General features: G+C 48.6%; 19 protein-coding genes. 9 read left to right on the top strand and 10 right to left on the bottom strand.

Going from position 1 to position 17,803, the window contains the following annotated elements:
* Positions 1-357: 357 nt before the first annotated feature.
* Positions 358-954: a UpxY family transcription antiterminator gene (locus tag C7379_RS03380; protein ID WP_116616014.1), complete on the top strand. Its 597-nt coding sequence runs from the start codon at positions 358-360 to the stop codon at positions 952-954.
* Between the two features lie 17 nt (positions 955-971).
* Here the strand turns inward: C7379_RS03380 and C7379_RS03375 are convergent, their stop codons facing one another.
* The gene (locus C7379_RS03375; protein WP_116616047.1) at positions 972-1,538 is read right to left on the bottom strand and encodes an anthranilate synthase component II; all 567 of its coding nucleotides are present in this window, start codon (positions 1,536-1,538) and stop codon (positions 972-974) included.
* Positions 1,539-1,575: 37 nt separating this feature from the next.
* Entirely contained in the window at positions 1,576-2,277 is a 702-nt protein-coding gene (locus C7379_RS03370) for a phosphoribosylanthranilate isomerase (protein ID WP_116616013.1), read from the bottom strand.
* Positions 2,278-2,570: 293 nt separating this feature from the next.
* Between C7379_RS03370 and C7379_RS03365 the strand changes: the two genes are divergently transcribed.
* Complete coding sequence (locus C7379_RS03365; protein ID WP_116616012.1) at positions 2,571-3,545, top strand: YitT family protein; 975 nt, start codon at positions 2,571-2,573, stop codon at positions 3,543-3,545.
* Between the two features lie 75 nt (positions 3,546-3,620).
* Entirely contained in the window at positions 3,621-4,703 is a 1,083-nt protein-coding gene (locus C7379_RS03360) for a porin family protein (protein ID WP_116616011.1), read from the top strand.
* A gap of 402 nt (positions 4,704-5,105) precedes the next feature.
* Here C7379_RS03360 and C7379_RS03355 read toward each other — a convergent pair whose 3' ends face one another.
* Positions 5,106-5,864, bottom strand: coding sequence for a glycerophosphodiester phosphodiesterase family protein (locus tag C7379_RS03355; protein ID WP_116616010.1), 759 nt, complete (start codon positions 5,862-5,864; stop codon positions 5,106-5,108).
* A gap of 166 nt (positions 5,865-6,030) precedes the next feature.
* On the opposite strand from C7379_RS03355, the gene rfbC reads away from it, so the two are divergent.
* Positions 6,031-6,603, top strand: coding sequence for a dTDP-4-dehydrorhamnose 3,5-epimerase (gene rfbC / locus C7379_RS03350; protein ID WP_116616009.1), 573 nt, complete (start codon positions 6,031-6,033; stop codon positions 6,601-6,603).
* Positions 6,604-6,606: 3 nt separating this feature from the next.
* Positions 6,607-7,482 (top strand): dTDP-4-dehydrorhamnose reductase, encoded by an 876-nt coding sequence (rfbD, locus tag C7379_RS03345; RefSeq protein WP_116616008.1) that lies wholly within the window; start codon positions 6,607-6,609, stop codon positions 7,480-7,482.
* A 92-nt stretch (positions 7,483-7,574) separates the two neighbouring features.
* Here the strand turns inward: rfbD and C7379_RS03340 are convergent, their stop codons facing one another.
* The gene (locus C7379_RS03340) at positions 7,575-8,804 is read right to left on the bottom strand and encodes a hypothetical protein (protein WP_116616007.1); all 1,230 of its coding nucleotides are present in this window, start codon (positions 8,802-8,804) and stop codon (positions 7,575-7,577) included.
* Between the two features lie 458 nt (positions 8,805-9,262).
* Here C7379_RS03340 and rpe point away from each other — a divergent pair, with 458 nt between their 5' ends.
* Positions 9,263-9,931: a ribulose-phosphate 3-epimerase gene (gene rpe, locus C7379_RS03335; RefSeq protein ID WP_116616006.1), complete on the top strand. Its 669-nt coding sequence runs from the start codon at positions 9,263-9,265 to the stop codon at positions 9,929-9,931.
* Positions 9,932-9,978: 47 nt separating this feature from the next.
* On the opposite strand, the gene C7379_RS03330 is transcribed toward rpe, so the two are convergent.
* From C7379_RS03330 to C7379_RS03315, 4 genes are all read right to left on the bottom strand, one after another.
* Positions 9,979-10,575 (bottom strand): RNA polymerase sigma factor, encoded by a 597-nt coding sequence (locus C7379_RS03330; RefSeq protein WP_116616005.1) that lies wholly within the window; start codon positions 10,573-10,575, stop codon positions 9,979-9,981.
* A 197-nt stretch (positions 10,576-10,772) separates the two neighbouring features.
* Entirely contained in the window at positions 10,773-11,243 is a 471-nt protein-coding gene (locus C7379_RS12900) for a CD225/dispanin family protein (RefSeq protein WP_243406698.1), read from the bottom strand.
* Positions 11,244-11,285: 42 nt separating this feature from the next.
* Entirely contained in the window at positions 11,286-11,657 is a 372-nt protein-coding gene (locus C7379_RS03320; RefSeq protein WP_116616004.1) for a DUF2752 domain-containing protein, read from the bottom strand.
* Positions 11,658-11,821: 164 nt separating this feature from the next.
* The gene (locus C7379_RS03315; RefSeq protein ID WP_116616003.1) at positions 11,822-12,304 is read right to left on the bottom strand and encodes a ferritin; all 483 of its coding nucleotides are present in this window, start codon (positions 12,302-12,304) and stop codon (positions 11,822-11,824) included.
* Between the two features lie 3 nt (positions 12,305-12,307).
* Between C7379_RS03315 and C7379_RS12670 the strand changes: the two genes are divergently transcribed.
* Positions 12,308-12,478: a hypothetical protein gene (locus C7379_RS12670; protein ID WP_165815011.1), complete on the top strand. Its 171-nt coding sequence runs from the start codon at positions 12,308-12,310 to the stop codon at positions 12,476-12,478.
* Between the two features lie 221 nt (positions 12,479-12,699).
* On the opposite strand, the gene C7379_RS03310 is transcribed toward C7379_RS12670, so the two are convergent.
* A complete protein-coding gene (locus C7379_RS03310) occupies positions 12,700-13,485 on the bottom strand; it encodes a YaaA family protein (protein WP_116616002.1) in 786 nt (261 codons plus the stop codon).
* 2,190 nt (positions 13,486-15,675) lie between these two features.
* Here C7379_RS03310 and C7379_RS03295 point away from each other — a divergent pair.
* Entirely contained in the window at positions 15,676-16,341 is a 666-nt protein-coding gene (locus C7379_RS03295; RefSeq protein ID WP_116615999.1) for a ParA family protein, read from the top strand.
* Positions 16,342-16,648: 307 nt separating this feature from the next.
* Positions 16,649-17,554, top strand: a complete 906-nt coding sequence (locus C7379_RS03290; RefSeq protein WP_116615998.1) for a hypothetical protein — start codon at positions 16,649-16,651, stop codon at positions 17,552-17,554.
* 44 nt (positions 17,555-17,598) lie between these two features.
* On the opposite strand, the gene C7379_RS12590 is transcribed toward C7379_RS03290, so the two are convergent.
* A complete protein-coding gene (locus C7379_RS12590; RefSeq protein ID WP_133241864.1) occupies positions 17,599-17,778 on the bottom strand; it encodes a hypothetical protein in 180 nt (59 codons plus the stop codon).
* Positions 17,779-17,803 lie beyond the last annotated feature (25 nt).

Below are 17,803 nucleotides of genomic sequence, written 5' to 3'. Positions count from 1 at the left end.
ATTAAAATATCAGATGCCGTGGATATTTTCCCTACTTTAACATAGGGTTATCCCTAAATCGTAGCTCTCTATAGCCATAAAAAGAAAAAAATATAACACTTAGTCTACTTTTGTTTGGCAACCAAAGAAAAAAAAACTATTTTTGTAAGTAGGTTTTTATGACCTGCCGCAAACAGCCGTACGCCTGTTTTTCGATTTGGCTGTCAACTTGAGCAAGGTGCATAGTGGGATATATGACCTGACGTAAGACGGCTATTCGACATAAAATAAGACTTGGTGATGGTAGCAAAGTAAGATGTAAAAAATGCTAATAGCTTATACATTTCATGATGATACCTTGTTAATTTTTAATCAAACATGACACAAACACAGCCACCAAATACCGTGAATGACAAAACCATAACAGGTGCCACAGAAGCCAACAACGATCCTGACAATTCGCCGTGGTACGCACTACGCATTTTTTGTTCGCACCAAAAAGAAATAGCCGAAACTCTCCAAGCGCATGGTTACGAGATTTTCATACCTATGGAGCTGGTTGGTGTGGAAGACTCGAATCGACATATCAAGCAACATCTACGGCCCGTGGTGCGCAATTTGCTCTTTATCAAGAAAAAAGACAAAGAGGCTACCTTACGCCAGCTCATCCAAGACATACGTTATCCCATAAGCGTCATCAAAAAAGAGGTGGGGTCTAATCTTTTTTACGAAATTCCGGCCCATCAAATGTCAGAGTTCCAAGCCATGTGCAACCCTGACATTCTCGAGAAACAATATCTCAGCGAAGAGCAAGCACGGCTCAAAATCGGCACCGAGGTGATCGTGGCTTACGGACCGCTAAAAGGCCTGCGGGGCAGGCTGGTGCGTTCCAACAAGCGCTATTTCCTGCTAAAAGAGGTTCCCGGCTTGGGCGTAATGCTCAAGGTGACACGGTGGTGCTGCAAAGCCATATAAAATGTATCATTCACAATTCACAAGGATATCCAGTTGCCGACAATGCGTCTTCCCATCGGCGTGAGCACGCTCTCGGGATGAAACTGTATGCCACGTACGTCCTTGTGGCGGTGGCGCAAGGCCATGATTTGGCCGTCGGGCGTGTCGGCGGTTATTTCCAAACAATCGGGAAAGCCCTCTCTGCTCACCACCCAGCTATGGTAACGACCCATCAAAAAATTCTTCGGCACACCCTCAAAGAGCGGCTCTCCATCCACGTGCGAACCCTCGGTGGCCACGCCATGAAACACCGCGCCAAGGTTTTCCAACCGCGCGCCATACACCTCGGCGATAGCTTGGTGGCCTAAGCACACACCAAGAATGGGTTTCTGCCCTGCGTAACGGCGTATGACCTCCATCAATTGGCCAGCCTCTCGTGGCACGCCGGGGCCCGGACTTAGAATGATTTTGTCGTAAACCTCCAAATCGTCCATGACAAAACGGTCGTTGAGTAAAACATCCACATCAGCCCCAAGCGACCTGACCAAATGCACCAGATTATACGTGAAACTGTCGTAATTGTCTATAATCACTATCTTTTTCATACCATCGACGTCCTGCCATTTATCGTATCGGACAATCTCAGCCCCGTACATCTTCTATAAAACGGCGCAAACTGGCCGTGTCTATCATCCCCGGCTTTGTCTCGAAGCAAATTCCTACATCCACTCCCGCGAACTGCGGATGGGCTATCTTGCGCACGCGCGCAGCATCATCGACGCCTATACCGCCACTCACCAAGAAAGGCACGTGGCCACGGTAAGCGTCCAACAACGTCCAATCGAATGGCTGATGGTCTACCACCTCGCCACCTAAGCCCTCAAAGACAAACATATCCACCACATCTTCGTAAGCAGAGCATTGCGCCAAATCGGCCGCCGCACCCAAGCGCACGGTCTTGATCACCTTGATATCTGGCGCGATGTCGGGCACCAAGGTGCGCCGCAAATTCTCTATCATCACATGGCTCTCGTCACCATGCAGCTGCACATAGCCTAATTTGAAAGCGTACACACGAGAAACAATGGTCTGCGGCATGTCGTCGGCAAATATTCCCACGCGGGTGGGACGCTTGCGCATATCTGCCGCTTGCTCCTTATCGGTGTACGGCGTGGCAAGCATACCAGCCTGGCAGTAATCAGGAAGGATGCCCGCTTGCGAAGAGCGCATGCGCACATTGCGAGGGCTGCGCTGGTTAAAAACCAATCCGATCATGTCCACGTCCAATGCCGACACCTCACGCATGTTATCGGCATGGCACATTCCAGATACTTTGATTATCATTTCAAATGGTGTTTATGTAGTACAAAGCTCATTGAATAACAACCACAAAATTAGTTAATTTTTAAGCGATACTTGCCTGTATGACAAAAAATCTTTTACCTCAAAGCCGTATTTCTTGTATTTTCATCCTAAAAAAAATCATTAAAAAACTTGCAAATTGATAAAAATACGCTAAATTTGCACAGTTTTGGTATTGGATACCATCATGGTAACGCTATCAAAGAAAAGACTCAAAGACTTGTGTGATACAAGTTGTTCTAACTATAAACCTGAAACTATTAACTTTAATCGATATGAATAACAAGCCAAAAAGCGAGACGACTATCGCCGAGAAACTACAAAACTCAATGAGGCAAATCGGCCAAATAGTCTACACCCGTAAGTTCTGGGTGGAACTAATCATTATGACAGTAGGTATGTTTGTGGCCGCCATGGGCGTTTATTTCTTCCTCATTCCCAGTAAGCTCATTATAGGCTCCATCACCGGTTTGTCCTTGGTTCTCGCCAAGTTGTTACCTTTCGTCTCCGTAGGCACGATGATCTTCATTATCAACGCCGTCTTGCTTGTGCTCTCGTTTCTGCTCATTGGCAACGAGTTTGGCGCCAAAACCGTCTACACCGCGTTGATATTGGGCCCAATGATTGATTTTATCGGATCCATCGTGCCCATGCACGATTCGATCTTCACCACCTACATAGCCGGGCAGGCCGTCGCCAACCCGTGGTTCGACTTGCTCTGTTTTGTCCTTATCCTGAGCGCGTCACAGAGCATACTGTTCAGCATCAACGCCTCAACGGGTGGACTGGACATCCTCGCCAAGATTTTCAACAAGTATCTGCACGTCAAACTTGGCACGGCCGTGATGTTGGCAGGAGGTGCCATTTGTTGCACCGCATTTGCCATAAACCCTGTGGAACTGGTCGTCATCGGCCTCATTGGAACATGGCTCAATGGATTAATACTCAACCACTTTATGGCAGACATCAATTCTAAGACCCGTGTATATATCATCTCCAAAGACTACCAGAAAATACAAGACTTCGTTATCAAACACATTAACCGTGGCGTTACGCTGCACGAGGTTATCGGAGGCTATTCTCACGAAAAACAAATACAACTCGAAATCGTCCTCACCAAAGAAGAGTTTTCAACCCTGATCGATTTCATGAGCAAGGAGAAGCTCTCCACTTTCATCACATCAGACATTGTCAGCGAGGTGTATGGCCTTTGGAACAAGAAAGGATTGCTGCGCACAGGCGAATACTAAAGCCATCACATCGTACGTTGGAGGCGACATATAGACAGCAAACAAGCTGCCACTCTATTTTTTATTAAACATATTATGAAATTAAGAAAATACCTGCTTTTGCCGGTCTTTTTTACCACTGTGCTCCATGCACAAGAAAGCACAAACGTGAAACTCTCCGTGGAGGCACGCGCAGACTACCAGCGAGAATCGATCGATGGAGTGAAAAATGCGAATAACACCGGTTTCAAAGGAAACATCTTCAACATCCTCATCAACGGCGACCTCTCGCCCAAATTCTCCTATAAATATCGACAGCGGCTCAATGGCATCAACAAAGAATACACTTTCTTCGACGCCATAGACTGGCTTTTCCTCACTTACCACGTCAACACCAACTGGACTCTGTCGGGTGGTAAATGGGCGGTGCTTTGCGGACCGTGGGAATTTGACCCCGCCCCCATAGATTGCTTCCAGCTTTTCGAGTTTTGCTACAACTTTCCATGCTACGAGTGGGGCTGGTGGTTGGGCTACCAAACCACCAACCGTAAAGACCAATTTTTCTTGCAAATGGTGGAAAGTCCCTTCCAAAAGGTATACAACCGGCGTGGCGGCAAGGCCTCAGACATGTATGCCTACAACCTGATATGGTATGGCAACCACGGCATACTGCACACCGACTGGTCTGTCAACTTCATGGAGTACGCTCCAGGAAGGTTTATCAACTACCTGTCTTTTGGTAATAGTCTGCACCTGACGCGCAATTTACAGCTTGGCTTAGACTATATGAACCGAGCCACTACAGGCCAAACATTCCTCTTCAAAGATTGCTCCATGACCGCTCGTGTGGACTACCAGCCCACGCCACAACTCAACCTATGGGCAAAAGCGAGCTACGACGTGAACCATGCGGGCAAAGACACCGACCCATCCAAGCCCACGCCAGAAAAAGCGAGCAACCAAAACAAGCCACGCGTAGACCTCGCCCTGTACGAAGGAACTGAGATTACGCGCGTAGGAGCCGGCATGGAATATTACCCTCTTAAGAACAAAAACGTGCGATTGCACGCCAACTACAGCTATTGCTTTGGCAAAAACACCAATCCCAACGGCTACTTACAAGACAAACATTCCATACTCGACCTTGGCGTGACATGGCGCGTCAATGTCATCAAGTGAAATGCCCACACTCGGGCATAGCTATTGGCACGCCCACCCCACTCCATGCGCATAAGGCCCAATCAATATACGATTGGGCCTTAAACATTTGACCATTAAAATGTCATCTTAACTCCAGCCACATGCTCACAGTTAATCGGCGACGCATCTTAACAAACTGTTGATAGAGAAAGATGAGCAAAAAGAAGAGTAAACTAACAGGCGAATTGTTAAAAAAAGAATTATACTGCTAAAATATTTGCTATCTTGGAAAAGATAGATTATATTTGCTTTTGGGTTATTACGGCAATTTCGTTTAGTGATTTTAATTAATTTTTTTCAGCGAAATAGACCGTTATGAGGTTGGTAGCATCCTGCGCCAACCTCTTTTTATGTCGCCAAGCGAGTGGCCGCGCGGCCAGCTCACTTCACTATCTCGGCAGCCTCAAGCGGCCGGTTGGTGGTGATGAAATCTACCTTGAGGTCGCGCATCTGGCGCGCCACGTTCATGTCGTCAACCGTCCACACGTTGACGGTCATGCCCAAGGCGTGGGCCTCAGCCACCCATTGTGGGTTTTTCTTAAACTCATTGTAGTGGTAGTCCATGCCGTTCACACCCTTGGCCTTAAGCTGGGCGGGCGAGAGCTTGCCACCAAGATATGACACCGACGCGTCGGGGGCGAGCCGGGCCAACCGCTCACACGCATTCATGCTGAACGATATGTAGTCGGTTTGCTTCTCCATGCGCATGGCCTTGATCATGGCCACTACCTTGTCCACCATCAAATCCTCGTCGCACTTGTCCACTTGCTCTTTTATCTCCAGTACCATCTTGAGCTGTGGCAACTTTTTACCGGCCTTGAGATACTCCTCGAGCGTGGGCAGCGGCTCGCCGTTGGCCAGTTGCAGCTTGCGCAAGTCGGCCAGCTTGGTCTTGGCAATGACATGCCCTTGGTAGTCGGCGTCATGGTTCACGACGATCTCCTTGTCGGCCGTGAGCTGCACGTCAAACTCCGATCCGTACACGTTGATGGCCGCAGCAGCGCGCAACGCCGCAACGCTGTTCTGAGCGGCGCCTTCAGATTTCCAGTAGCCACGATGGGCCACCACTTGGGTTTGTGCCGAGGCCACGCTGGCAATGCCGAGGGCGACGACAGACAGTAAGAATGACTTGATATTCATAACAAGTTTATGTTTTTAAATAGATGGGGCAAATTGCTGCCGTTTTTCACCCGCAAAGATACGAATATATATGCTAACGAGGCAACTTTTTGGTCATTTTTAGGTTATTGGCGCACCGTTTGGCCATTTTTTTTTACCTTTGCATGAGTCATTAAAAAGTTTTAATATGCAAATCATCCCTACCGCCCTCGATGGCGTGGTTATCATAGAGCCACGGGTGTTCCACGACGACCGCGGCTATTTTTTCGAGGTGTGGAACCAGCGAGAATTTGATGAGCGGGTGCGACCCGTGCTCTTCGTGCAAGACAACCAGTCTAAATCCACCTATGGCGTGGTAAGGGGGCTGCACTACCAGCGCGGCCGTCACGCCCAAGGCAAACTGGTGAGGGCCGTCGTGGGCACGGTGCTGGACGTGGCCGTGGACATCAGGCGCGGCTCGCCCACGTTTGGGCAGCACGTGGCCGTGGAGCTATCGGCCGACAACCAGCGACAACTGTTCGTGCCGCGCGGCTTCGCGCATGGCTTCAGCGTGCTGAGCGAGACGGCGGTTTTCCAATACAAGTGCGACAATTTCTACGACAAGGAGAGCGAGGGGGCCATCGCGTGGGACGATCCAGACATAGGCGTCGACTGGCGTGTGCCGGCCCGGCAGGTGACGCTCTCGGCCAAAGACAGCCACCACCCGCGCCTGAGAGACGCGGCCGACCTCTTCAGTTACGACAACGATTTATACCTTTAAGACATGAACATATTAGTGACCGGGGCCAACGGGCAGTTGGGGCGCGAGATGCAGGCCGTGACCCGGGAGAGCAAAGATCATTACATCTTCACCGACGTGTGCGAGGGATACACGCACCTTGACATCACGAGCGCGGACGACATTAGGCAAATGGTGCGACAAAACCAAGTGAAATGCGTCATCAACTGCGCCGCGTGGACCAACGTGGACGCCGCGGAGACGGCCGGCGACATCGTGGAGCGGCTCAACGCCACGGCCCCGGGCTATCTCGCCGAGGCGATGGCCGAGGTGGGCGGACTGCTCGTGCACGTGAGCACCGACTACGTGTTTGGGGCCGAGCCGTACAACACGCCATGCCGCGAAGACCAACAAGGCACGCCCACGGGTGTGTACGGACAGACCAAACTGCACGGCGAACAGCTCATAAAGCGGTCGGGAGCCGACCACATCATCATACGCACGGCATGGCTCTACTCTGAGTTCGGGCACAATTTTGTCAAGACCATGATGGGCCTCACGGCCTCCAAGCCACAACTGAACGTGGTCTTCGACCAATGTGGCACGCCCACCTATGCGCTCGATTTGGCCGCGGCCATCTTCGACATTGTGGAGAACCGCAAGTACGTGGGCCACGAGGGCGTGTACCACTACAGCAACGAGGGCGTGTGCAGCTGGTACGATTTTGCTGTGAACATAGCCCGGTTAGCAGGCAACACAGATTGCGACATACGCCCGTGCCACAGCAACGAGTTCCCCTCGCCGGTGAAACGCCCCGCCTACTCGGTGCTTGACAAGACAAAGATAAAACGAGTTTTTGGCCTCGACATTCCCTATTGGACAGACTCGCTGCGGCAGTGCATGCAGCGAATGAAAGGCTGACGCGGCCGAACGCGGCACGAACGCCAAGCCAAGCGCCAAAAAAAATCCACCACTCGTAAGGGCGGTGGATTTTTTAGGCTTTGCGGCGGGCGTTATTTGCGCACAAACTTCTTGCCGTTTTGTATCACCACACCCTTGTAGCCGGCACCCACGCGCTGTCCAGCCATGTTATAGGTGGGAGCGTCGCTCTCATGGGCTACCTTCACGCCATGAACGCCAGTGGCGATAGGAGCGCTGATAGGCTGGATTTGGGCTTTACCTTTATAGACAGACAATATGCCCACGATATCCTGATGCTCGCCTGCGGACAATGTGAGACCGAGATGGAAACCGTCAAATATCTGCATTTTGTCAGCGCCAGACACGGCAAAGAATTTACCGTTATCTTCTACTATGCTGACATCCGTGAGTTTCACCAAGTCGTACAGGTTGGCTTCGGCTTCACCGATAGTGATGGCCTTGGGTTCCGCGGCGGCGCCGTCGACAATGGTGAGCTTGTCGGCGGTGGTGGCATCAACCTTTACGGCCTCGATTACATCCTTGTATATGTCGCGACCCAGCGTCACGGTGCCGTTGAGTGTCTGGTTGGCCTTGAGGGCAAGACCAGTGTTGAAAAACATCAGCGCACCCGTGGCATCGCGCACGAAAGCCTGCTCGATGCCATTCTTCGATTTCCATACGTATACCACCTGGGCGTTGTTGAGCGTGAGCTCGGCCACGGTGTTGACAGGAAGGGCCTTGAAAGCGGCGATGTCGGCGGCCTTCTCCACCTTGACAGGAGCGTCGGTGTATACCAAAATATTACGTATCTGTGTATTGGCCATCACCGTAAGCTCCACCGACGAGGCGTCGCCGGTCCACGTCACGTCCGTGGACTTGTCTTTCTCGTACGCTGACAACGCACCTACATTGACCGTGCAAGGCTTGTATTCGTATTTTTTCTGCTTATTTTTTCCTTCTCCCCACTTGGCGCTTTTGGGCATGTTGTGCAACTGGAACACGATCTTCGTGATATGGGCATCACTCGATGCCACGGTAAGCGAGCCGCTATACAGACGCAAACGAGGTGCCTTGTTCCATATTCGATTGGGAACACCGGTGCCCTTGGCGGCACTTACCGTCAGCGTTATACCGTTTACGGCCGTACTCGTCTTTGCCTCGGTGAAATCACCATCGCTAACCTTGTTTTGAGACATGCCTTTCAGCCCAAACATCTTGTAGCAATTGACGTCGTCGTCAAAATTAAATTTTGTCTGGGCGTAGCTCATGCCAAAAAACATGCAGAGCGTTACCAATAATGAAATGCGTAAAATTTTGTTCATAAACGTTATATTTAATGGTTAAAAATGTGTTATGATACAAAAATACGAAAGTTATTTTATTTTTCCAACCAATACGCCATTAAAAAAATATGAAGATTTAATATATTTCGCCGTAAACGTAATAAAAACCACCAGCGCGGCGTTATCACCATATATAAAAACAGCAGCCTATGAAAAATTCTACGCTCAAAAGACCCAAGACCCTCTGACATGTCTATCTACATCGTGCGCAACATAGCCCACACCTATAGCGCCAACGACGCTCTCGACAACCCTACACAACAATGCATGAACTGACGAAGCCCCACACGCACCGAGCAAGGGCAGACCGCACGCGGCTCGCAAAGGGAGGCTTCAAACTCGCAATATGTCATGCGCAACCTAACATATCGTAATTCTCAAAATCTATATTTGTAATTGATTATTTGTTACCCAAATATCATAATCTTAATTTTCCAATGCCTACTATTGTCTCTCCATCCATGCTCTCGGCCAACTTCGCCAATCTGCGCGCCGACATGGACATGATAAACCGCAGCGAGGCCGACTGGCTGCACTGCGATGTGATGGACGGCACATTCGTGCCCAACATATCGTTCGGGTTTCCGGTGATGGAGGCCGTGCGCAAGATATGCGACAAACCTCTGGACGTACATTTCATGATAACCCAGCCCGAGCGCTACGTGACGCGAACGGCCAAGATGGGCGCGATGATGATGACCGTGCACTACGAGGCTTGCGTGCACCTGAACCGCACCATACACCAGATACACGAGGAGGGCATGCGGGCTGGCGTGGCGCTCAACCCCTCTACGCCCGTGGCCATGCTCGAGGATGTCATAGAAGATGCAGACATGGTGTTGCTGATGAGCGTAAACCCGGGATTTGGTGGGCAGAAATTCATTGAAAGCACTATCAGACGCACGCACACCCTGCGCCGCATGATAGCCGAGAGCGGTTCCAACACCCTCATACAAGTGGATGGCGGCGTGAACGGCGAGACGGCACCACGCCTTGTAGACGCAGGCGTGGACGTGTTGGTGAGCGGCAGCTACGTGTTTGGCGCGCCAAACCCGGTGGAGACCATCAGCAAGCTGAAAAGCCTGCTACCCGCCAAACGGCTGTGAAAAACGCCGTGCGCACTAACCACACTACCTATCGCCTCTCTTACAAGCTACATCATCTGCAGGTGCACATGGTGCTCACGTGCCATGCGCCGCATGTTGAGCAGGGCGTAACGCATGCGCCCCAAGGCGGTGTTGATGCTCACGTTGGTGGTGGCGGCTATCTCCTTGAACGACATCTGCTGGAAGAAGCGCATGAACACCACCTCACGCTGCGTGGTGGGCAGGTGCTCCATCATGCGCTTAACGTCGGCAAGCACTTGGTCGTTGACGTAACGGCTCTCCACACAGCTGTCTAACAGCATGTCATGGCTGATGTTAGAGAGGTCGTTGCCCTCTGTGGGCTCCGTTATGTTGTCGGCCTTTTTCTCTCTATACCAATCCATTATCACATTGTGAGCCACACGCATGCACCATGAGCTGAACTTGCCGGATGGCGCATACTTGCCATTTTTGAGTTTGACAATGATTTTGACAAACGACTCTTGGAACAGGTCGTTGGCCGCATCTTGGTTGCGTACCACATACAATATGTATGAAAAAATCTTCGATTGGTTGCGCGCCAACAATATATCAAACGCCTGATTGTTGCCGTTCATATAGCATAATGCCAACTCCTCGTCGGTCATCGTTGCGAGATTCTTCATTTTCTTAACGTTGATTGATGAAGTAAATGTGCATCGATAGGCAATATTCTAACAAAAATGGTGAATGGTTTAACAAGTGCAAATATATAACTTTTCTGTCGCTCCGCCAAATGTTTAGCGTAAAAAAGCAACAACCGCGGCCCACAAAACAATGTCGTGGGCACGCGAAACGAGCGAGTGTGTCGCGATGACGACTATCAATTGTCAAAAAAACCTTTGAAACCCATGGCGAACATCGCGATGAAATACAGCGTGATGACCACCAAGCCGCACCAAAAACCTATCTTGGTCCACTTGCCTGCCGACTGGCTCTTTTGCAAGGCCTCTTCGTACCGGCCAGCCGTGTAGGCTCCGCTCACGGCAGCGGCGTTGACGATGCCCACGATGCCGAAAGGCAGGCAGCAGAACAATGTAACCAAGATAGACTCGGCGAGCCATGTCTTGGGCATAGGAGGCGTGCCATAAGGCTGCTGCGGCGATTGATAACCCGTGGTGGAGGTGCCACAGCTACTGGTGGGGATGGGGTCGGCCGCAGGATGTGCGGTCTGGTTGGTGTAGGAAGCGTTGGGGTCGCTCGCGCCCATATTGGGCTGCTCGTTGTTAGACGAGGGCTGGCGGCCATCGTCATAAAAACGACCGTCGGCGGGGGTAATGTTGTTTTGGTCCATAGTTTTTATTGTTTTATATCGTGATTGTGTTTGGGTTGCAGCTCACAGTTGCAGCGCGTTGCGCGCCACCCACCACAGGCATGTCACGGCGAGCGTGGCATAGATAGCGGCTTGGCTGTTTATGCAACGGTAAAGCCTCGGCCACCGCTCGCGATTGGTCTCGGCCACGAGTGCCGTGGCAACGAAAGGCAAAGAGAGCGTCAACAGCAAGTTGTAATGGGCAGCACGGACTATCTCTCCGTGAAGCAGGCTGTGCAAGGCGCGTTGCGAACCACACCCGGGGCATCGCAGGCCGGTGAGCGTAAGAAATGGGCATCGGGGAAAAAGGTGCGAGCTGGTGGGATCGAAAGCGAAATACACCACGCCGAGCGCTATTACCACCGAAAGGACAATCCATAGGGTGTGTCGTTTCATCTTGCTGCCTTTTGTCACGCTCCACCCTCACCCTGCCATCGTGTCGCCTCACGCTGAGCAGGTGCACGATACGCGACGAGCACGATGATTGGGTCTCATCACTATCTCTGGTGAAAAATGGGGCGACCCAGCCTTGAGGGCTGGGTAAGCACGGCGACTGACGTTTAGCGTTTGCCTACGAGTCCGTCTATGATAGCCACGCCTGTCTGATCGCTGTGGATGAACATGTTGAGAATGCCACGCACAGAGGCCTCTTCCTCCACTTGCTCGTCCACATACTTGTCCACCAAGTTCATGGAGGCGCGATCGTGCTGGGCCTCGGCCTTCTCTGCCAACTGGTATATTTGCTCAGTGATATGCTGCTCATGAGCCATCACAGTATCGAACAGGCATTTAGGGCACTCCCAAGTAATCTCCACCTTGGGCAGCTCGGTGAGGGTAACCTCGCCACCGCGGTCGGTCACGAAATTGGCCATCTCTATAGCGTGATCCTTCTCTTCCTCGCTCTGCTTGAAAAGCCAGTGCGCGAAGCCTGGCCAACCTTCTTTGCGGCACCAGTATGCCATCTGGAGATAGAGGTGAGACGAGTACAATTCTTCTTTGATTTGCGCGTTAAATGCGTCTTGCATAGTTTTGTTAATATCCATAATATGTTATGTTTAGAAAATTTCTATATAACGACATCCGCTTGGCGCAATGCCATCGCTGCGTTGTCCGCGCCGAGTCGCATTCCTCACGCTCGACAGGTCGAGGTGGAGCGCCAAATGGTTTTAGCCACGGAGAAAGCCACGCGGAGCGTCGATGGTGGCACTACCAAATGACGGTCTGACGACAGGATGTTGCAATTGCAATATTAAGCAAAATATTTCTAATAATCGACATTCTTTTACTAAAATAGTTAAAAAATACATTTACTTGCCTCTTTCGCCACATTTGGCGCGCTCGGGCTTGGCAAAACCTTCACACCCGGCACGTGGTGAAGAACGCATGCGAACAACCGACGGCCGGTGCGCTGATGGAATGGCGATGGGCTGAAGAGTAGTCAACCTTTGATAAAGTGTGGGAAAAGCTCCTCTCCATAGTTCGGTCTATACCGATAACCATCCAGCTCAAAACCGTGCAACTCCTCGATGGTGCATGGCCTGTTGAGCAATATGTATCGCGTCATGGCGCCCCTGCAACTTTTGGTGCGCACGACGACCGTTTTCAGGCGCGAGCCGTCGTCCTCGTAGAACAATGGCTGAACCACTGTCAGTTCTTCTTGCACACGCCGCCAATCGAAAAGACGTTTCATCTCTTCGGCCGCCAAGAACACCAATATGCCGTCGTCGGCCTTGACACTGTCGATGAGCGCGCTCGTGAGGCGCGTGCGCCAATAGTCGAAGAGCGTTTTGCCATCGGTTACCTGTAGCCTGACGGAGCCTTCCAAACGATAGGGCATGATGGTGTCAAACGGGCGCAACAACCCATACAAGAATGAGCATATCCACAAATGGTCGTTCGCGTATTCTTGTTGGCCTGCCGAAAAGGTCTCGGCTTTGAGATGCTTGAACACCTGCCCATGGTACGCCAGCGCGGCAGGCATGCCGTAGCCAGACAGTGAGGCTGCCCCACCGGCGTGGGCAACGATACTTTGATAGCGCAAAAGGGTCTGGGCCGCTATTTGCGTATTGCAACGCAGCGCTCGCGCTACGTCTTGCGCCGACCAACGAGCCATCTCGCCGGCTATGGTCTGGGCCTCGGCGATAAAACGGGGACGACTCATGGGAGGTACTTGGGGATTGGTGCGCTCGCTCATTGTCTTGGCGCACGATATGATGATTTGCATGGTTCTGACATTTATGTGTTTGCTTCACAAAGATAGCAACTATAAATCAATACGCAAGCGGGAGTGTGTGTTTTTTACCATGTTTGTCGCCACGCTCCCCTACCCCACCTCACCACGCGCGCGCTCCGACAAGCCACGTCGACAACCGCCCAGCGGCAACCTCCCCTGCCCGGCATGTGCTGGCAGCATTCGACAGCACGAAAGACGTTAGCATGCGAGCGACTGTTTAAAAATAAGGAAAAGGCACGCCCTGCTTGCCCATGGTGTGATTAGGTACTTATCGTTATGCGTTTAAGCACCAATCACGGCGCGTTTAAGGCTTAAACGGTACACGATTAAATACTAATCACTACGTGATTAGATAGTAATGGCAAGACTTTCGGCGTTGGCCCCTGTTTTTTAGCCTATTTTTTCAGCACATTTTTAGTGTGCGAAAAATGGTTGTCGACGAGGGGTTGACAAATTGTGCACGATTGCTTTTTGATATTTATCAAGGTAGACGGATGATTGGTGCTGCTACCAATTGTGTTTTACAGTATAACATAATGATTACAAATGTATTATAAATATGAACGCTTCAATATTTCGGGATATGGATGTATGCTGTTTTGGGCCGATTGGCATGAGGGTATTGAGTGCTCAAATGTAGCGAAAAACATGGCCACGCATGATGGTTTTTTGAGAAAAAAGCCTGCTTATTTCTCGAATATTTTGAGTGAACAAGGTCTTTGGTCGAAAATAATCACACTTTGAGCCATCTTTTTAGGCATGGGCAAAGAATTGGAGAAAAAATGTCTTCTCTTACCATTTATTACGCATAAATAATGGAAATAGTTCTAAATACAATCATTTTTGTAAATAAAAAAGAACATACTCCCTATATGTCGCCATCTTTGCGATTTCGGTTTACACCCTACCCTACCAATATGTCGCATTTGATCATAATGCACTTATTACAAATTAGTTACAAATTGTCATATTTTTATATATAATTTGTCACTCAATTGCTGGAGCAAACAATACAGCATGTTTTTGTACCAATTATGTCAAGATATTGTCATAAATACATCATCATGCTCCCAATTTGTCGCCAAGATACTCCCTATATGTCGCGATCTTCTGAAACATGCTACTAATATGTCGCAGCAAACTTACTAATATGTCGCACAAATGCTCCCTATATGTCGCACCACCTTACTAATTTGTCGCCGAATATAGTTGTAAAACACAATGTATCAATCATTTACACAATCCTACTAATATCAATGAACTAAAGACATATATAATGATATAACAATCTTATGAAAATTTTATTTTTATTTTTTTTTGTTATTGATTTTGTCACCGTTGTGGAGTTGTGTATAGACTTTTATTTATTTTATTATATAAATATATATAAAAATACAAATACAAAAATTCATTTATATCTATACATACAGTTATTTATATTTACCTATATAAAAATGTAATAAGCTTTATATTTATTTGTTTTTATATCTTTTTATATATTTATATTTTACCGTTATTGGTTTTTTCATTTATAATTGTATATAGTATCAGCATTGTCATTTTTTACTGATCAGTGCTTGATGTACTATAAATCTTTATTTATTTGGATATTTGTTTTAATATATCTTTGTTTGGTTAAATCTTTATTTCTATATTTTATTATATATATGAGTAAACAAATATATAATCTGATATATTTTTAAACACACATATTTTTATACTTTTATTTTTTACAATCTTTATTTATTGATATCTTTATTTGCACGTATATTAAAATATTAATTTATAAAATTGTTTATATATAAAAATATTAACGTTTATAAGTGCTTGCTATTTTATATATAGATATTTATAATTTAATATATAAATATATTTTTAATTATATATGATTTTATAAAATATTGATTATGAACGATTTGAAAATTTAATGCTTTGCTCTTCTCGCTATTGTATTCGTGTGTATGTAATTATTTTATTATATAAATAAATATAAGCGCAGTTATATTTGTATATGTATATATATAAATACAAATAATTATATATTTGAAAAATTGAATAATTTAAAATATTTATGTTTAATAGCATATTTAATTTAAAATATGTTTGTACGAACAAATAAAAATGCTTATATTTGCACATAGATATATTTGTTTATCTTTTTACATTAATATATAAGATGATATGAAAAATCGCAAGATCGTGTTCGCCAATCAGAAGGGTGGTGTAGGAAAATCAACCCTGTGCATACTTTTTGCCAACTATCTTGCATGGAAAAAGCATGATGTTTGCATTATAGACACCGACCTGCAAAAGTCTATCTCGATGCAACGACGCAAGGATATGGAGATATACGAGGGTATGGAGGAACCGTACACGGTACAAGGGTTTGACGTGCAAGACCCTGACACCATGCACCAACTCATGGAGTCGTCTTCTGAGACGGAGGGCTTTGTGCTGTTCGACTCGCCGGGCAACGTGTCCGAGGACGGTTTGGTGCCCATGTTCACGGAGGCTGATTTTATAGTGTGCCCATACGAATATGAGGAGAAGACGCTCGATTCTACGGGCACTTTCGTGCAGGTTATCAACGCCTTACGCAGCGCGGTGCCCGAGATGGACGCCAAATTGTTTTTTGTGCCCAACCGCATAGACGTTCGTATAGGAACTGCTGACGAGCTGAAAATGTGGAAACAGACAGACGCCATCTTCAAGCAGTTGGGGTCGGTGACGCCACGCATCACCGCACGGGCGGTGCTTAAACGTATCAATACGTTTGAGATTTCGCCGGCGCAACGTGAGGCTGTCAAGCCCGCTTTCGACTTTATGATACGTCGCATGAAAGAGTAGGGTGGGGCGCAGTCAAAGCATTGTCTGTCAGAGCATTGGTATGTTTTCGGCAAATCGTGGTCCGACGCCTGCTCGTGCTTGTTTATAGAATAGACGCGGCGGATGAGACGGCCAGACGATTAAGGCCCGCTGACAATGATTGGCACATGGCTTGGCATACATGTATCACGACGCTCGTGTAATGATAAAATCGTCAAAGCAAACTGCGTGGTGCCCCAAATATAAATGTATATGAGCAAATACATTTTTAAATATTTGTGCAGACGCATATAAATATAAAAATATAAATATATAAAAATATAAACCTATGGCTAAAAAAAGAACAAGAGTGGTGCTTCCCGGAGGAATACAGGGACTTGTACACGACCTGCAAGAGGGTACGTCTAATTACGCCAAGCGAACGATTGATGATAACGCCAATGGCGCAAACGAAGAGCAAAAAAAGGCAGAGGCCAAGAGTGCCGACCATGAGGAAACGATGGTGACCGAGCCAACATTAAACGTGTCTGAGAAAAAAGAAAACAGTCTCGCCACCGTCGAAGAGGGTGGGGGAGCGGCCCAACGCCCGACGGCTGACGTTGCTGCTACACAGGCGTCTGTCGGCGTGTCAGACTATATGCGTAACGACGTGTCGAAATCCGAGACGACGGAGGCGCAACCACGTCACGACAGCATGCCTGATAACAGCGCGAACGATCGGCATGACAGCGTGGTGGCGAACGATGGTGAGCCCCAATCACGTGCGTGGCAAGAGCAAAGGCAGGTGGCAAGCCATCGCCCGGAATATCCCACAGATACCGAACGCATGTCGCCAACGTCTCTCCATGACCATCAACAAGCGAGCGCCCCTGCCGCGCCCTCTGGCTATACCCCTGCCAATTCGGCCAGCGCGACAGGTATCGCCACCTCGCCAGCCGATGGCCGAGGCCGTCCACCCAAAGAGAATACCATGAAAGAGTATCACATAGTCAAAGACGACTCCAAGGACAGCTGGGATCTTTTTCTCGATATGGCGCAGCAGTACAAGACCGGCGGCGGCCGTCTCGCCACCATATATATAGATGAGAGTCTCAAGAGCGTGCTCGACAGGCTCAAATATGCCGGTTCGGAAAAGTTCCCCACGTCTGCCATCCTCAGTTCCATCGTGGCCCGTTTCATCTACGACCATGAGGAGGAGATTAGGAAAGAGCTGTATAGCGGCAGCCTAATTTAACATGTGGCAAAGGCATAACACATATCAAATGACATGTGCCGTGCTTATTGTATGCACGTGGTTATCGTGGTGGGAGATAGGCGCAGCCATCCCATCACCCTCTCGCTCTCTGGCCATACCGCTAACTGGATGATCTGCCGCGCGTCAGACCATGCGGGCGAGAAGCTTAAACTCGTGGGTCGCACACGGGGCGTGATTATCTTGCCACCTAAATCTGTCACCACATTTGTTACGCGGTGACAGATTTAG

The organism is Hallella colorans, assembly GCF_003096815.1.
Classification (GTDB): domain Bacteria; phylum Bacteroidota; class Bacteroidia; order Bacteroidales; family Bacteroidaceae; genus Prevotella; species Prevotella colorans.
The sequence above is the reverse complement of the archived record's forward strand: the minus strand, read 5'-3'. Positions and strand labels throughout refer to the sequence as shown.

Coding starts and splice junctions, on each gene's coding strand:
- C7379_RS03380 (WP_116616014.1), top strand. CDS start 358: ATGACACAAACACAGCCACCAAATACCGTGAATGACAAAACCATAACA.
- C7379_RS03375 (WP_116616047.1), bottom strand. CDS start 1,538: ATGAAAAAGATAGTGATTATAGACAATTACGACAGTTTCACGTATAAT.
- C7379_RS03370 (WP_116616013.1), bottom strand. CDS start 2,277: ATGATAATCAAAGTATCTGGAATGTGCCATGCCGATAACATGCGTGAG.
- C7379_RS03365 (WP_116616012.1), top strand. CDS start 2,571: ATGAATAACAAGCCAAAAAGCGAGACGACTATCGCCGAGAAACTACAA.
- C7379_RS03360 (WP_116616011.1), top strand. CDS start 3,621: ATGAAATTAAGAAAATACCTGCTTTTGCCGGTCTTTTTTACCACTGTG.
- C7379_RS03355 (WP_116616010.1), bottom strand. CDS start 5,864: ATGAATATCAAGTCATTCTTACTGTCTGTCGTCGCCCTCGGCATTGCC.
- rfbC (WP_116616009.1), top strand. CDS start 6,031: ATGCAAATCATCCCTACCGCCCTCGATGGCGTGGTTATCATAGAGCCA.
- rfbD (WP_116616008.1), top strand. CDS start 6,607: ATGAACATATTAGTGACCGGGGCCAACGGGCAGTTGGGGCGCGAGATG.
- C7379_RS03340 (WP_116616007.1), bottom strand. CDS start 8,804: ATGAACAAAATTTTACGCATTTCATTATTGGTAACGCTCTGCATGTTT.
- rpe (WP_116616006.1), top strand. CDS start 9,263: ATGCCTACTATTGTCTCTCCATCCATGCTCTCGGCCAACTTCGCCAAT.
- C7379_RS03330 (WP_116616005.1), bottom strand. CDS start 10,575: ATGAAGAATCTCGCAACGATGACCGACGAGGAGTTGGCATTATGCTAT.
- C7379_RS12900 (WP_243406698.1), bottom strand. CDS start 11,243: ATGGACCAAAACAACATTACCCCCGCCGACGGTCGTTTTTATGACGAT.
- C7379_RS03320 (WP_116616004.1), bottom strand. CDS start 11,657: ATGAAACGACACACCCTATGGATTGTCCTTTCGGTGGTAATAGCGCTC.
- C7379_RS03315 (WP_116616003.1), bottom strand. CDS start 12,304: ATGGATATTAACAAAACTATGCAAGACGCATTTAACGCGCAAATCAAA.
- C7379_RS12670 (WP_165815011.1), top strand. CDS start 12,308: ATGTTATGTTTAGAAAATTTCTATATAACGACATCCGCTTGGCGCAAT.
- C7379_RS03310 (WP_116616002.1), bottom strand. CDS start 13,485: ATGCAAATCATCATATCGTGCGCCAAGACAATGAGCGAGCGCACCAAT.
- C7379_RS03295 (WP_116615999.1), top strand. CDS start 15,676: ATGAAAAATCGCAAGATCGTGTTCGCCAATCAGAAGGGTGGTGTAGGA.
- C7379_RS03290 (WP_116615998.1), top strand. CDS start 16,649: ATGGCTAAAAAAAGAACAAGAGTGGTGCTTCCCGGAGGAATACAGGGA.